General features: G+C 57.1%; 15 protein-coding genes and 1 tRNA gene. 7 read left to right on the forward strand and 9 right to left on the reverse strand.

Annotation, left to right across the window (positions count from 1 at the left end; all coding sequences use genetic code 11):
• Nucleotides 1-314 precede the first annotated feature (314 nt).
• The 3 genes from AAFN47_RS22270 to AAFN47_RS22280 all read right to left on the reverse strand — a co-directional run bounded on the left by AAFN47_RS22270 (nt 315) and on the right by AAFN47_RS22280 (nt 2,912).
• Nucleotides 315-1,934, reverse strand: coding sequence for a site-specific integrase (locus tag AAFN47_RS22270; RefSeq protein ID WP_499811468.1), 1,620 nt, complete (start codon nt 1,932-1,934; stop codon nt 315-317).
• A 202-nt stretch (nt 1,935-2,136) separates the two neighbouring features.
• Nucleotides 2,137-2,544, reverse strand: a complete 408-nt coding sequence (locus tag AAFN47_RS22275; protein WP_499811469.1) for a helix-turn-helix transcriptional regulator — start codon at nt 2,542-2,544, stop codon at nt 2,137-2,139.
• Nucleotides 2,545-2,822: 278 nt separating this feature from the next.
• A tRNA-Ser gene (locus tag AAFN47_RS22280) sits at nt 2,823-2,912 on the reverse strand.
• A 252-nt stretch (nt 2,913-3,164) separates the two neighbouring features.
• Between AAFN47_RS22280 and AAFN47_RS22285 the strand changes: the two genes are divergently transcribed.
• From AAFN47_RS22285 to AAFN47_RS22295, 3 genes are all read left to right on the forward strand, one after another.
• Nucleotides 3,165-3,482 (forward strand): hypothetical protein, encoded by a 318-nt coding sequence (locus tag AAFN47_RS22285; RefSeq protein ID WP_499811470.1) that lies wholly within the window; start codon nt 3,165-3,167, stop codon nt 3,480-3,482.
• 11 nt (nt 3,483-3,493) lie between these two features.
• Nucleotides 3,494-4,153 carry a peptide-methionine (S)-S-oxide reductase MsrA gene (gene msrA / locus AAFN47_RS22290; protein WP_499811568.1) on the forward strand — a complete coding sequence of 220 codons (660 nt, stop codon included), beginning with the start codon at nt 3,494-3,496 and terminating at the stop codon, nt 4,151-4,153.
• Between the two features lie 178 nt (nt 4,154-4,331).
• Nucleotides 4,332-5,324, forward strand: coding sequence for a BMP family lipoprotein (locus tag AAFN47_RS22295; RefSeq protein ID WP_499811471.1), 993 nt, complete (start codon nt 4,332-4,334; stop codon nt 5,322-5,324).
• A gap of 62 nt (nt 5,325-5,386) precedes the next feature.
• On the opposite strand, the gene AAFN47_RS22300 is transcribed toward AAFN47_RS22295, so the two are convergent.
• Nucleotides 5,387-5,758, reverse strand: a complete 372-nt coding sequence (locus tag AAFN47_RS22300) for a YraN family protein (RefSeq protein WP_499811472.1) — start codon at nt 5,756-5,758, stop codon at nt 5,387-5,389.
• Complete coding sequence (gene rsmI, locus AAFN47_RS22305) at nt 5,755-6,639, reverse strand: 16S rRNA (cytidine(1402)-2'-O)-methyltransferase (RefSeq protein WP_499811473.1); 885 nt, start codon at nt 6,637-6,639, stop codon at nt 5,755-5,757. The genes AAFN47_RS22300 and rsmI overlap by 4 nt, the downstream gene beginning before the upstream one ends.
• Nucleotides 6,640-6,780: 141 nt before the next feature.
• Between rsmI and AAFN47_RS22310 the strand changes: the two genes are divergently transcribed.
• Nucleotides 6,781-8,028: a penicillin-binding protein activator gene (locus AAFN47_RS22310; protein ID WP_499811474.1), complete on the forward strand. Its 1,248-nt coding sequence runs from the start codon at nt 6,781-6,783 to the stop codon at nt 8,026-8,028.
• A 12-nt stretch (nt 8,029-8,040) separates the two neighbouring features.
• On the opposite strand, the gene AAFN47_RS22315 is transcribed toward AAFN47_RS22310, so the two are convergent.
• Nucleotides 8,041-8,544, reverse strand: a complete 504-nt coding sequence (locus AAFN47_RS22315) for a DUF2244 domain-containing protein (protein ID WP_499811475.1) — start codon at nt 8,542-8,544, stop codon at nt 8,041-8,043.
• Between the two features lie 22 nt (nt 8,545-8,566).
• Between AAFN47_RS22315 and nth the strand changes: the two genes are divergently transcribed.
• A complete protein-coding gene (gene nth / locus AAFN47_RS22320; protein ID WP_499811476.1) occupies nt 8,567-9,316 on the forward strand; it encodes an endonuclease III in 750 nt (249 codons plus the stop codon).
• Here nth and AAFN47_RS22325 read toward each other — a convergent pair whose 3' ends face one another.
• Complete coding sequence (locus AAFN47_RS22325) at nt 9,317-10,030, reverse strand: sulfate transporter family protein (protein ID WP_499811477.1); 714 nt, start codon at nt 10,028-10,030, stop codon at nt 9,317-9,319. It lies immediately after the preceding gene.
• A gap of 194 nt (nt 10,031-10,224) precedes the next feature.
• On the opposite strand from AAFN47_RS22325, the gene AAFN47_RS22330 reads away from it, so the two are divergent.
• Nucleotides 10,225-11,250 (forward strand): adenosine kinase, encoded by a 1,026-nt coding sequence (locus AAFN47_RS22330; RefSeq protein WP_499811478.1) that lies wholly within the window; start codon nt 10,225-10,227, stop codon nt 11,248-11,250.
• A 27-nt stretch (nt 11,251-11,277) separates the two neighbouring features.
• On the opposite strand, the gene grpE is transcribed toward AAFN47_RS22330, so the two are convergent.
• Both grpE and hrcA read right to left on the reverse strand, forming a co-directional pair.
• A complete protein-coding gene (gene grpE, locus AAFN47_RS22335) occupies nt 11,278-11,931 on the reverse strand; it encodes a nucleotide exchange factor GrpE (RefSeq protein ID WP_499811479.1) in 654 nt (217 codons plus the stop codon).
• A 140-nt stretch (nt 11,932-12,071) separates the two neighbouring features.
• Nucleotides 12,072-13,148 carry a heat-inducible transcriptional repressor HrcA gene (gene hrcA / locus AAFN47_RS22340; RefSeq protein ID WP_499811480.1) on the reverse strand — a complete coding sequence of 359 codons (1,077 nt, stop codon included), beginning with the start codon at nt 13,146-13,148 and terminating at the stop codon, nt 12,072-12,074.
• 196 nt (nt 13,149-13,344) lie between these two features.
• Here hrcA and rph point away from each other — a divergent pair, with 196 nt between their 5' ends.
• Nucleotides 13,345-14,061 (forward strand): ribonuclease PH, encoded by a 717-nt coding sequence (gene rph / locus AAFN47_RS22345; protein WP_499811481.1) that lies wholly within the window; start codon nt 13,345-13,347, stop codon nt 14,059-14,061.
• The last annotated feature ends 4 nt before the right edge of the window (nt 14,062-14,065 follow it).

Genomic DNA, 14,065 nt, shown 5'->3' on the forward strand with positions numbered 1-14,065 from the left:
TCTGGATCGTGCTCGCTTATCTTGACGAGCAAGATCAAGCTCAGCGCTCCCATGTCGGAACAAGATTTTCTGAAGGTGTGATCAGAAAAGGCTCTTCATGGATATTGATCGTGGTTGAAGGTCGAGACCGACGCCGCCCAGGAGGTTCTGACCACATATTGCAATGGGCCAGTAGGCGGTTGCGATGTGCGGTCTCCAATCAGGCACGGGCTTGATACGCGTTCGTGTCTAATATGGCGTGACCTGATCGAAGAACGGTTTCCATTTCCCAGTTTTAGCTTGGTAAGCTCTGCTTCTGGTTGTGTTGGGGGATACTAAGTGGTTAGATTCGCTGCAGCAGACACTCCTTTTCGCCGAATCCTCCTTGCATCAGCAAGCTCTTCTGCTCTTTCAAACTCAGGGGTCTCAGGCGTGAGTTGGTGTTCATAGTACGCTAAAAGCAGATCCTTTTCCTTCTCGGTTTCAAAATCAGAAGTTAGTAGATTTTGAAAAACTTCATCGCGGCGCTGGTCTGTCATCTTGGCATAGTTGGTTTCAGTAATACGCTCATTTTCATGCCCCAGATTGTATGACCACGCCTTGCGCTGCTCCGGTGTGTGACAATAGTCGTCGCGGACCAGTTTCAGAAAATGCCGAGCTGAATGGGGATTGAAATGGGGTAGCGCAGCTTGAGCACAAGCCTTTTCAAAGGCACGCCTGATTGAATCGCCAGTTTTCCAGGGCATGATCGGCGTGCGGTTCGATTTAGAAAAATATTTCGGAGACAGAAGAAACTTGTCTGGTGGAAATAAGGCATCATTCGAGGAGCAGCCAAGTCGATAAAGTTCCTCAATCCAGCCCTTTAGAATGTCAACGAACTGTTGTCCGATGGGAAACCAGACGTTGGTTTGACTCTTCTTGTTCTTCACACGTTCGATAGTGGCATCCTGTGTGAGTTTCTTCTTGTCGACATCGATGGATTTCAAAATGAGTGAAGCAGTGGAATCTGAACGGGTACCAAATAGAAAGGTTGCAACAATTATTGCACGATTTCTACGCTGTATCAGCGTTTTCGTCGGCATCTTAGTTATCAGCAAATCGACTTCTTCTCTGGTCGGGATAGGACGAGGTTCAGGTTGAAGCGCAATATTGGTCAGATCCTTTGGGAGCAGGAAATACTCCCCGAGGATCTTGTTTATTTTTCGATATCCTTCTTGCTGGACCAACCATTCAAAGTACTTTTTCAGATGCGAAGCACGATGCCGAACCGTGCTTCGGCTTAGATCATTCTGACCAGCGGAAATCAGATGCTTGCGATAATTGCTGACATCTTCCGTTCTAATTTTGGACAGTGACTTGTCGTCATGAAATGCCAAGAAGTCACGGACAGAGGCCAGAAAAGCGTCGAGTGTTTGGGATGAATATCGATCGGCGTATTGCTGAAAGGCGAAAATTGTTCGCTCATTCTCAAGGTTCCACTCAGGACGTATTGACCTGGAGTTTGTCCCAATACCAACTAGGAGCGCCCCTTTGTCTTCGTCTATCGTGTGCAAGCTTGTATTGAGTTTTTTGCATTCGCTGAGCGTGTCGCATTCTGTCTCACAGAGTATCTTCCTTAACCGCCCGTTACATTCCGGACATGTCGCTTGGGCTCGACAGTACCTTTCAGTATCAATGGTCAGCATAGATACATCCGGGAACACACGCGCCTTGCAGGTAAAGCATTTAAACTCACCCACGCGAAGCGGACGGTAGTTTCTGAGCGACCGCTGTTCGTGGAACCATTTGAGTTCGGCGCCACGGAAAATCTGCGGACGTCCTTGATCAATTGGACGAAGGCCGTCCTTAATCCAATTGCTCAGCGTATTGCGGCAAATGTCGTAAAGCTGAAGTACCTCTCCAACCGAATAGACCCGATTGCCCTTTGGTCGGACGGAATGGTAGGCCCGGGACATTATCCCGTCCCATCCTGCGCCTGACTATCCAGCAAGTAGTTGCATGCAAAGCATAAACTACTCGCAGCTTGTGAACGATCATTTCTGCGGAAATATCCAAAGTCGAGTGTTGACGGCGCATGACAGAATGCCGAACCTGAGGCCCGCCAACTTGACTGCGACTGCCAGGACAAAGGTCCAAGCGCTAACTTCTGGTCCTTGATCACGCCCGACGTTCCAGACCATTTTCGAATACTTGGATCTCAGATTCTCGCCATCGGGTAGTGCCAGGCGACAGCTTGATTGGTTGGGGAAAGCCAGGAGTGCTTTTGGTCCAGCGCCAAATCGTGGCCTTGGATACGTTAAATCGCTCGCAAAGATCGAGAACGCTAAGGTAGATTACCGGTGAAGGCCGCAGGCCAAGATTCGGCACATGGACAGTCCGCGAGGGTGGGATGTCCACCGGGATTGCAGCGGGCGTTTCGTCTTCTAAAGTATGTAAAGCAGCTTCTTTCTCTTTATCGAAGCTGGTGGACTGATCCGAGCTGTCAGCCTGTTGTCCGGCCGGGTTAGAACTCAGCAGCTTTCCAAAAAGTTCAGATTGTTCTGGTGATGGGTGTATTCGAGACATGCTTGCTCCCATGCTGCAAAGCAGCGTTTGGAGCCCAGCACGTCCTGCGCAGAGGCTTTGTTAAATATCGGTATCAATGTGACTGATTCATACTCAGACTGCAACATTCGGCATCATTTGAAGTCAGATCGTAAACTTCGATGTCTCAGGCCACTCTGTTAAAAGCACCGTCATGGCAATAAGCCAAGACAGCCAAAGAGCAATTGTGGGGCTAAATGATGGGTCGTACGTTTGTCATTTAAAAATTATTTTATTTTACAATTACTTATAGTTATTTCTGGCGGAGAGAGAGGGATTCGAACCCTCGAGACGGTTTCCCGCCTACACACTTTCCAGGCGTGCGCCTTCGACCACTCGGCCACCTCTCCGCAATATGCCGGGCAGGCCCTGTGGGACTTCTTCCGGAACGGCGCGCACTATAGTCAAGACGAAATCAGGATCAACCAGAATCTCGCGCGAAGATGACAGAAATGACACAGCCACAAACCGGCCGCCGGCCGGCGTCGGCAGAACTGGCGCATTTGCGCGTAACCGTAACGTCACTGTTTCGATTTCAAGTATGGCCGACATGGTTTAAGACTTGGATGAGATCCTATATGGAAGTGCAACGGAGCCAAAATATGAGATTTCTGCTTCGCGCCATCAGCTTGCTGGCCCTGATCATGGCCGTGATAACCGGCGTGCAGGACGCCATCAAATCGGTGGCCTCTTCGCAGATCGTGATCACATCGCTCGGATCAGCATGGTACAATGTCAGCCCGGATACGCTCACCCAGAGCCAATCGCTTATCCAGGGTCACCTGCACCCCGACCTGTGGGATCCGGTGATGCAATGGATATTGATGCAGCCGGCCTGGGCCGTGTTTCTGGCGATTGCGCTATTCTTCTATCTCATCGCATGGCGCCGGCCAAAACCGGCCGGGCGCTTCTCCGTCTGACAAGGAGCCGTATAATGTTCACTGACCTCTTTTCGAAACGCCACAAGCTGGAAATGCCCACGCAGGCCGATGCATTGCCGGGTCGCGACACGCCGCTGCAGACGGCAGAAAGCCATTTTGTCAACGGGCGCGCTCTCAAGGGTCCCTATCCCGACGGCATGAAGACGGCGATGTTCGCCATGGGCTGTTTCTGGGGCGTTGAGCGGATTTTCTGGACACTCGGCGGTGTGTGGATAACGGCGGTGGGCTACGCCGGAGGCATAACGCCCAACCCGACCTACGAGGAAACCGTCACCGGCATGACCGGCCACGCCGAAGTGGTGCTAGTCGTCTATGATCCGGAAAGAATTTCCTACGAAGAATTGCTGACTGTATTCTGGGAAAGTCACGATCCGACACAAGGCATGCGCCAAGGCAACGACATCGGGACCACCTACCGATCGGCAATCTACGCCTCCGACGATGCACAGCTTGCAGCGGCCGAAAAGAGCCGAAAGGACTATCAGGCCGCTCTCGACAAGGCCGGATTCGGTTGTTCCATCACCACTGAAATCGAAAAGGCGCCCGTGTTTTATTTCGCCGAAGACTACCACCAGCAATTTTTGGCAAAGAATCCCAACGGCTATTGCGGTGTCAGGGGAACCGGCGTCGCCTGCCCGATTGGGGTGTAAAGCATAATTGCGCATTTCATGGGCCTCAGAGGCCTTTGCCTGCATTTTATGCGTGATTCTTGCCATGAGCCATGCAAGGATACGCCAAGGCCGGCGGCGCACAGCGCAATGGCCCGCCGCAACCGGACTGGCGGTGCGGAAACCAATAACGAATGGAACAACGACAGGGTTGGTCACAATGAAGCGTACACTTCTCAGCATGTTTGCACTCGCCGCGATGTCGGCCACGGCTTTGGCCGCCGATATCAAACCGGCGATCATCTATGACCTCGGGGGAAAATTCGACAAGTCATTTAACGAGTCCGCCTATAACGGCGCGGAGAAGTTCAAGGAAGAAACCGGTATCGAATACCGGGAATTCGAAATCCAGAACGATGCGCAGCGTGAGCAGGCACTCCGCCGCTTCGCCCGCGACGGCAACAATCCGATTGTCATGGCCGGCTTTTCCTGGGCAGCCGCACTCGAAGACGTCGCGGCAGACTATCCGGACATCAATTTCGCGATCATCGACATGGTCGTCGACAAGCCGAATGTCCGCTCGGTCGTCTACAAGGAGCAGGAAGGCTCCTATCTCGTGGGCGTGATGGCCGCCATGGCGTCCGAAGGCGACACGGTGAGCTTCATCGGCGGCATGGATATTCCGCTGATTCGCAAATTCGCCTGTGGCTACAAGGGTGGCGTGATGGCCACCAAGGAAAACGCGAAAGTTCTCGAAGCCATGACCGGCGACACGCCGGAAGCCTGGAACAACCCGGTCAAGGGCGGCGAGATCACCAAGTCGCAAATCGCCCAGGGTTCTGACGTCATCTACGCCGCCGCCGGCGGAACCGGCATCGGCGTTTTGCAGGCGGCCGCCGACGAAGGAAAACTCGGCATCGGCGTCGACTCCAACCAGAACGGTCTGCAGCCCGGGCACGTGCTTACCTCCATGCTGAAGCGCGTGGACGTCGCCGTCTACAACGCCTTCAAGGACGCGCAGGAAGACAAGTTCACCTATGGATTCAACGTTCTGGGTCTCGCCGAAAACGGCGTGGACTACGCCATGGATGAAAACAATGCGCCGCTGGTGAGCCAGGACATGCGCGACGCCGTTGAACAGGCGAAGTCGGACATCATTGAAGGCAAGATCGTCGTGCACGACTACATGTCGGACGAAAGTTGCCCCTATTGATGGCATTCGACGACAAGTGATCATGAAAGCCGCCGGGCCGAAAGGCCCGGCGGCTTTCTTTTTCAGAAGGCATTCGGAAAATGAACCGGCCAGCGACCCGGGATGACCGCTACGATGTCATAGCGCAGGGACAAGCGCGAAGCGTCCGATTGCCGTGAGAGCCATATATCGCCGGCGGCCGCAATGCGCCTGGCCGCGGTCGCTGTGACCGCATCGACGGCGGCCTGTTCGCTGGCGCGCGCCTTGACCTCCACAAAGACGGCCAGATCGCCCTTGCGCATGATGAGATCGACTTCGCCATGGCGGGTGCGATACCTCCGGGCGACCGGCCGATACCCTTTCAGGACAAGCGCCAGCGCAGCGAACCATTCACTCAAATGCCCTTTTCTGAAGGCCTTTCGACGAGCTGCGACGCCTGTTTTGCCGCCGTTCACGCGCCGCCAGCCTTCATTGCGAGAAGCCGGCTGTAGAGCGACTTGCGGGAGATGCCGGTCACCTTTGCGGCTTCAGTCGCCGCCTTTCCGGGCGCAAGGGTTTCGCCAAGTTCCCTGAGCAGACCATCGACATCGACTTCCTCCATCTCCCTGGCTTCGGGAGGACCGATCACGAGCACGATTTCGCCGCGCACATTGTCCGTCGCGGCATAGCGCAGGGCAAGCTCCTCCAGTTCGCCACGCCGGACTTCTTCATAGGTCTTTGTGAGTTCACGGCAAACCGCAGCCGGCCGGTCGCCGCCGAGCGTTTCGGCGCAGTCGACCAGCGACGCAGAGAGGCGCTTCGGCGACTCGAAGAAAACGAGTGTGCCCGGAATGCTCTTCAACTCGTTCAGCCTGTCGATCCGCGCCTTTTTGCGATTCGGCAGGAAGCCTGCGAACAGAAATGCGTCCGTCGGCATGCCGGAGGCGACGAGTGCGGCAAGCGGCGCCGAAGCGCCTGGAACCGGCGTCACCAGAATACCCGCCTCTATCGCCTGTTCGACTAGTCTGTATCCGGGATCGGAGACAAGCGGCGTTCCCGCATCAGAGACGAGAGCGACCGATTTGCCTTTTTCAAGTGCTGCAATCAGTGCCGGCCCGGCCTTCGCCGCATTGTGCTCATGATAGGCGAGCGGCCGCACGGAAATAGCGTATCGATCGAGCAGCTTCCGCGTAACGCGCGTATCCTCGCAGGCGACGATGTCGGCCGCTGCAATGGTCTCCAGCGCACGTATCGTGATATCGCGAAGATTGCCGATTGGCGTGGCCACGAGGTAGAGGCCAGGCTCGATTATCCCTGCGGAAATTTCCTGCGATCCGATGTGAAAGCTGCCTGCCATGCGCCCTGGTTCCGCGATCCCGTCCTCTCGGTTTCGCATACTTTGCCTGCTGCTGGCAATTGCCAGGCCGGCGACCCGCTGCCCCCTTTACCGCTGGTATTTTAATCAATACTAATCGTTCGGATCGCCATTGGCGAAACGATGGGGGACTGGGGATTGCGGGATATACCGAAACGGGCGTTCGCTCGCCTTACGGGGTTGAGCATTGCGACCGTCGCCTTGGCGCTCGCTTCATGCCAGCAGACGGTCAATTACGGCCTGCCCACGGATATCCAGCAGGAACCCGCGTTCCAGGCAACAAGTTTACCAGAAAAGACAGGTCCCGCGCTGGGGGAAGTGCTGGGCTCCGGTCCGACGCGCGTCGCCATGCTTCTGCCGCTGTCGGCGCCGGGAAATGGCGCGCGGGTCGCCGCCGAGTATCGCAACGCCGCTGAACTGGCGCTGGAGACGCGCGGCGAGCACACGATGGAACTTGTCATCAAGGACACCGGCGGCACCCCGCAAGGCGCGCGAGCGCGCGCCGAAGAGGCATTGCGCGAAGGCGCAGCTCTCGTGCTTGGTCCGGTCTTCTCAACCAGCGTCGCCTCGGCCGCAAGCGTCACCCGACCCGGCAAGCGGTACGCAATCGCATTTTCCTCTGATCCGACAGCCGCTTCGCCTGGCGTCTACCTGATGTCGTTCCTGCCAAGCCAGGTTGTCGACCGGGTCATTTCCTATTCTGTGAGTATCGGATCTCCGTCCATCGCTGCGATTCTGCCGGAAGGCGCCTATGGCGCGCTTGTCGAGCAACAGTTGCGCGCTTCTCTGAAACAGCGCGGCGGCAGGCTGACCGGAGTTTCCTACTATCGCTATGACAATCAGTCTCTGGTTACCGCCGTAGAGCAGCTTCTTCCTGCGATCGAGGAGGCTGATGCGATTTTCCTTCCCGATGGGGGCCAGGCGCCCACAGCGCTTGCGCGGGTTCTCCAGTCGGAAGGCGTAAACCTCCTCGAAAAGCGCCTGATTGGCACAGGGCAGTGGCGGTCGTCCGATCTGAAATCCGCCTATCTACAGGGCGGTATCTTTGCTGATATGGACGAGACCTATTTTACGCCGTTTCGTGAAAACTATCGCGAGAAATTTGGCGCCGACCCGACCGTCAACGGCGGTCTTGGCTTTGATTCGGTGATGCTGGCCGCCGATCTGTTGGCCTCCGGAAACCCTGAAGCGCTATCGCGTTCGAATCTCGAAAACAACCGCGGATATCTCGGCGTCACAGGCGCCTACCGTTTTCTGCCGGACGGTCTCAGTTCGCGAAGCCTCGCCATCTACCAGATACAGGAAGGCGCGACGGTCGTTCTCCAGCCGGCGCCCGCCCATCCTGGCGCCATCACCACGGCCCAATACTGAACCCGCTATGCGTCAGCGACGCGCTCTTGCGAGAGCTCCTGAAAATGCATCCGCAAATGTCTCCCTGTCCTCCGGATTGAGAAAAGAGCCAATATCGGTTTCGCGCCCTTCTCCGGACACGTCCATGCGCGTGATGCCGATCTCGTCGTGCCGGGAAACATGAAACCGCGCCCAAAGCGGGTTCCAGTGAAACTCGGTGGAACGGCCGGAGGGCGCATATTTGTTGATCAGCAAATCGGTCCGGGAGACGCTCACCGTTTCCCTTGCGCGCGCCGAACGATAGTTTAGCCAAAAGGCCCCGAAAAGAAGTGCAAGATCGAGCCCGAAAAATGCGCCCACAGGCCAGGCGCCGGAAACCATGAAGACCGTCGAATGCGCCAGGGTGATGACAGTGGCGATGCCCATCACGACGATGAAGCCCACACGGCCGAGAGAGCGGTGCGGCGTAAGCATGGCCTCGAAAATCGGTTTCTCCGGATCGGGCGCGACGCACTCCGAAGAATTGCTTTTGTCCATGACAGGCGAATATAGAGAAAAAATGCAAAAGGCAAAACCAGAATCAGCGCCTGCAGGCGCACGCGGTCCGAAGCGGCGCAAGCCAAGAAAAAGGCTTCCAAAAAGCCTCTATTCAATGAGCGAACTGGACGAGATCTTTCGACGTTTCTCAGTGCAACGACCCGAGCCGAAGGGCGAACTGGAGCATGTCAACGCCTATACGCTTCTGGTCGCAGTCGTCTTGTCGGCGCAGGCGACCGACGCCGGCGTGAACAAGGCGACGCGCGCTTTGTTTCAAATTGCCGACACGCCCCAGAAGATGCTGGATCTCGGAGAAGACAGGGTGCGGGAGCACATCCGCATGATCGGCCTTTACCGCAACAAAGCGAAGAACGTCATCCTGTTGTCGCGCGCGCTCATCCATGACCATCTCGGAGAGGTGCCGGCCGACCGCGACGCCCTGACGGCACTGCCAGGCGTCGGACGAAAAACCGCCAATGTGGTGCTTAACATGGCGTTCGGCCAGCCGACCATGGCTGTCGACACCCATATTTTTCGCATCGCCAACCGCATCGGCCTTGCGCCAGGGAAGGATGTCGACGAGGTCGAGCAAAATCTGCTGCGCACCGTGCCGGAATGCTATCTGCTGCACGCCCATCACTGGCTCATTCTGCATGGCCGCTATGTATGCAAGGCCAGAAAACCGGACTGCGCCGCCTGCGTGATCGCCGACCTTTGCAAATACAAGGCCAAGACGACGGATATTCCGGCGGCGCTTATGCAGATTTCCTGATCACGCCGCGAATTCGGGGTCTTTGCGCGAAATCATCTTGTGAAGATGGACCATCATGGATGCGCCGAAGATCGGCGTCAGCAGATTGACGATCGGTATGGCGAGCACCACCGCAATGACAAGACCGCCGAGGAAAATCGTCGTGCCGTGCTTCGATCGCATCCTACGAACTTCTTCTTCGCTGCGGAATCGCATTGCCGCGAATTCGAAGAACTCGCGGCCGAACAGATATCCGTTGACGACGAAAAAGGCGACGAAGTTTATGCCAGGAACCAGCAGCAGAAAGAGCGCAAGCAGATTGCCGGCGATGACGACGCCGAGGAACTTCACAGTATAAATCGCGGCGCGGCCGATGGGGAGCGCCTGTCCCGGCGCATCGGCCGGGTAATCGCGCGTTTCGATGATTTCAGCGACGCCGTCGAGAAAAAGGCCGGCGATAATCGCTGTCACCGGCGCGATCAGAAGAACGAAAGCAGCAGCAAGTCCCAGCGAGGCGATGATGCCTGCGAGAGAACCGAGCCAGACGACCCAGTCCGGCATCGTCGGCAGGAAGGTCTGGATCCACGGCGCCACATAGGCGACGAATATCTCGCGAATCAAAACCCAGCCGCCAATGAGCAGCAGCAGGGTCAATCCGAGAATTCTCCAGAAGGCGGCCCGCGTCTCCGGCGCAAACATGTTGCGGCCAGCAAGCCGCGCGGCTTCAAGAATCATGGGAAGGGTTCGTCTGGATCATGGGATGCAGATAGTGATCCGCCTGACCAAATCAAGCGCAAAGAAAACAGGTCGCGCGATCGCGAATTCCCAAAACCCCGGTCATCGGCTTTTCAAAGGCGGCAAACCCGGCTAGATCACTCTCGTCATCAACGGGCGACACAATCGAACCAACAACATGAGGGACTGACCGCATGAGTGATCTGGATGTTCTTTGCATCGGAAACGCAATCGTCGACATCATCGCAAGATGCGAGGACTCGTTTCTGATCAAAAACGAGATCACAAAAGCGGCCATGAACCTGATCGACGCCGAACGGGCTGAACTGCTCTACAGCCGCATGGGGCCGGCCATCGAAGCCTCGGGCGGCAGCGCAGGAAACACGGCCGCCGGCGTCGCGAGCTTCGGCGGCAAGGCCGCGTTCTTCGGCAAGGTCGCCGACGATCACCTTGGCGGCATCTATCGGCACGACATCCGCTCGCAAGGCGTGGTGTTCGGTACAAAAGCCCTCGAAGAATATCCGCCAACGGCCCGTTCCATGATTTTCGTGACCCCGGACGGCGAACGGTCCATGAACACCTATCTGGGCGCCTGCGTGGAGCTCGGCCCGGAGGACGTGGAGACGGATATCGTCGCGGCCGCAAAGGTCAGCTATTTCGAAGGTTACCTTTGGGATCCGCCGCGCGCCAAGGAAGCAATCGTGTTGTGCGCGAAGATCGCGCACGAAAATGGCCGCGAAATGTCGATGACGCTGTCAGATCCATTCTGCGTCGATCGTTATCGCGACGAATTCCTGGATCTAATGCGCGGCGGCACTGTCGACATCGTGTTCGCCAACGAGCATGAAGCGATTTCGCTGTATCAGACGGCTTCACTGGAAACCGCGATTGACCTGCTGGCGCAGGATTGCAGCCTCGCCGTCGTCACACGAGGCGAGAATGGCTCCATCGTCGCCAGGAAGGACGAGCGGATCATCATTCCAGCCATCGAGATCAATGAGCTTGTCGACACGACAGGCGCTGGAGATCTCTACGCCGCCGGCTTTCTCTACGGCTACACCAATGGTCGGACGCTGGAAGATTGCGGACATCTCGGAAGTCTCGCCGCCGGTCTGGTAATCCAGCAGATTGGGCCTCGGCCCATGCTCTCGCTGAGACAGGCGGCGATCGATCGGGGGCTTGCAGACGGCGCATCGACGGACACGCGCGACCAAGCGTGACAGGCCCGGGCTTTTTGGCCTTTCCGACTATTCCTGATCGCCGGCTTCCGCGCTAGCGGCTTCGGTCTGTTTGGGGCCGCCTTTGGCGACGCCTACCATGGCGGGCCGCAACACGCGCTCGCCAATCACGTAGCCGTCCTGAACCACGTCGACGACCGTGTTGTTGGGCACGTTCGGATCAGGCACCTCGAACATGGCCTGGTGAAAATTCGGATCGAATTTCTCGCCCTTCGGCGCAAGCTTCTTAACGCCGTGGCGCTCCAGGGCCGACAGCATCGAACGCTCTGTCATTTCGACGCCTTCGATCAGCGTCTTCAGGCCAGCCTCGCCAGCCTCTCGTGCTTCGGCGGGTATGGCGTCGAGGGCGCGACGCAGATTATCAGACACACTGAGCATGTCGCGCGCGAAACCGGATACGGAATAAGACTTGGCGTCCTTGACGTCTCGAGCCGTGCGGCGACGCAGATTGTCCATCTCCGCAGCCATGCGCAAATATTTGTCTTTCCATTCGTCGGCTTCGGCGGCAAGAATCTCCAGCGGCCCCATCGGATCGGCGGATTCGCCATTGCCGGCGTCCTGTTCGACGACTTCATCCTGCGGCGCAGAGTCGTTGGCGGCGTCCTGTTCGGGCACAGTCTTACCTTCGTCGTCAATACCGGGTTTATTCGTCTCATCGGTCATGACGTGACTTGTCCTTCTTTCTTATTTTCGATGTCGTGACGCATATCGAGGTTTCGCGACAAAAAATCAAGGGACGAAACCACCCGAATCGCGGCTTGAAAGCCTGGACGGGGGCCATGCTCTCTGTCTTGCGCGGAGGCCTAGCGAATCATTCTCGACACAACCTGCGCGGTGTAGTCAACCATCGGGACGATGCGGGAATAGTTGAGCCGCGTCGGACCGATGACGCCGACCGCGCCGACGATACGGTCATCACTGTCGCGATAGGGCGCAACCACAAGGGAAGAGCCGGAAAGGGAAAACAGCTTGTTCTCCGAACCGATAAAGATGCGGACGCCGGAACCGGCCTCCGCAAGGTCGAGCAATTCGATCAACCCGTCCTTTTTCTCCAGATCATCGAAGAGCATGCGCAACTTGTCGATCTCCTCGATGTCTCGCATGGTGTCGAGCAAGTTGGCGCGGCCGCGCACGATCAGACGTGCCGGCTGACCTTCCGACGAACCCGACCATACGGCGACTCCCTTCTCGACGAGGTCGCGGGACAGCGCATCCAGTTCGTCGGCGACCGTCTGCTTGAGGCGATGCAACTTCCCGCGCAACTCGGGCAGGGTATGGCCGGCCAGGTGTGCGTTGAGAAAATTGGCCGCCTCGACGAGCTGGGACGCCGTGACGCCGACAGGCAATTCGATGATCCGGTTCTCGACCTGGTCGCCCTCGCCGACAATGACGACAAGGGCGCGCGCAGCGTCCAGCCTGACGAACTCGATATGACGCACGATGGCGTCGCTCTTGTTGGCGATCACCAGCCCGGCGCCGCGCGAAAGACCAGAAAGCAACTGACTCGCCTCGGTCAGAAGCGTTTCCACCGAGTGATCGCGGTTGCCGCCGCGCACCTGGCGTTCAATCATGTCGCGCTCTTCGGCTGAAAGGTCGCCTGTCTCCATGAACGCGTCGACGAAGAATCTCAAACCCTGCTGGGTCGGAAGGCGTCCGGCGCTCACATGCGGCGCATAGATCAGTCCAAGCTCCTCGAGATCGCTCATCACATTACGGATCGATGCGGGCGACAATGGATGGACGAGGATGCGCGAAAGGCTCCTCGAGCCTACCGGCTCGCCGGACTCCAGATACGTCTCCACCAGACGGCGGAATATTTCACGCATCCGCTCGTCATGCGGCATGGCGTTGGAGAGATCGAAATTTGCCATATTACTCATGCGAACCCCGTGACCGGCCATTTCCGGACGCTGTCTATCGATCAAGCTACAGCCCGTTCCACCCTTTCGATCAGGCCGCTGACGACCGGAAAATATACATTTGTTATATCACTATATAGGTGTTTTTCTTTGCTTGCATACACAAGGGGCGTTACATAGCAACAGAAACAGTAAGTCGTTCCAAGGGAGTTGAAAGATGCGGCCATCAGGCAGGAAGCCCGACCAGATGCGGGACGTCTCTTTTGAAAGAGGCTATTCCAAACACGCTGAAGGCTCTTGCCTGGTCAGGTTCGGCGATACGCATGTGTTGTGCACTGCGAGCCTCGAAGAACGGGTTCCGCCATGGCTGCGCAACGCAGGTCGCGGATGGGTTACGGCGGAATACGGTATGCTGCCGCGGGCGACAGGCGAACGCATGCGCCGTGAAGCGAGCGCTGGCAAACAGAGCGGTCGCACGCAGGAAATCCAGCGACTGATCGGCCGGTCGCTTCGCGCCATTACGGATCTGGAAGCGCTGGGAGAGCGACAGATTTCCATCGATTGTGACGTTATCCAGGCCGACGGGGGAACCCGCACCGCATCAATCACCGGAGCCTGGATTGCGCTGTACGACTGTCTGAAGTGGATGGAAAAGCGCCAGATGGTGAAGGCGGAAAAGGTTCTAAAGGATCACGTCGCCGCGATTTCCTGCGGCATTTTTCTGAATCAATCGGTGCTCGATCTCGACTATGCCGAAGATTCGTCTGCTGAGACGGACGCCAATTTCGTCATGACTGGCGCGGGCGGCATCGTGGAAATACAGGGAACGGCGGAAGGCGCGCCGTTCAGCCAGGACGAATTCCAGGCGATGCTCGATCTCGCCAAAGCCGGTATTTCAAATCTTGTCGAATTGCAAAAACAAACCATCGGATAACAAC

The sequence above is a fragment of the Hoeflea sp. CAU 1731 genome (genome assembly GCF_039888615.1).
GTDB lineage: Bacteria > Pseudomonadota > Alphaproteobacteria > Rhizobiales > Rhizobiaceae > Flavimaribacter.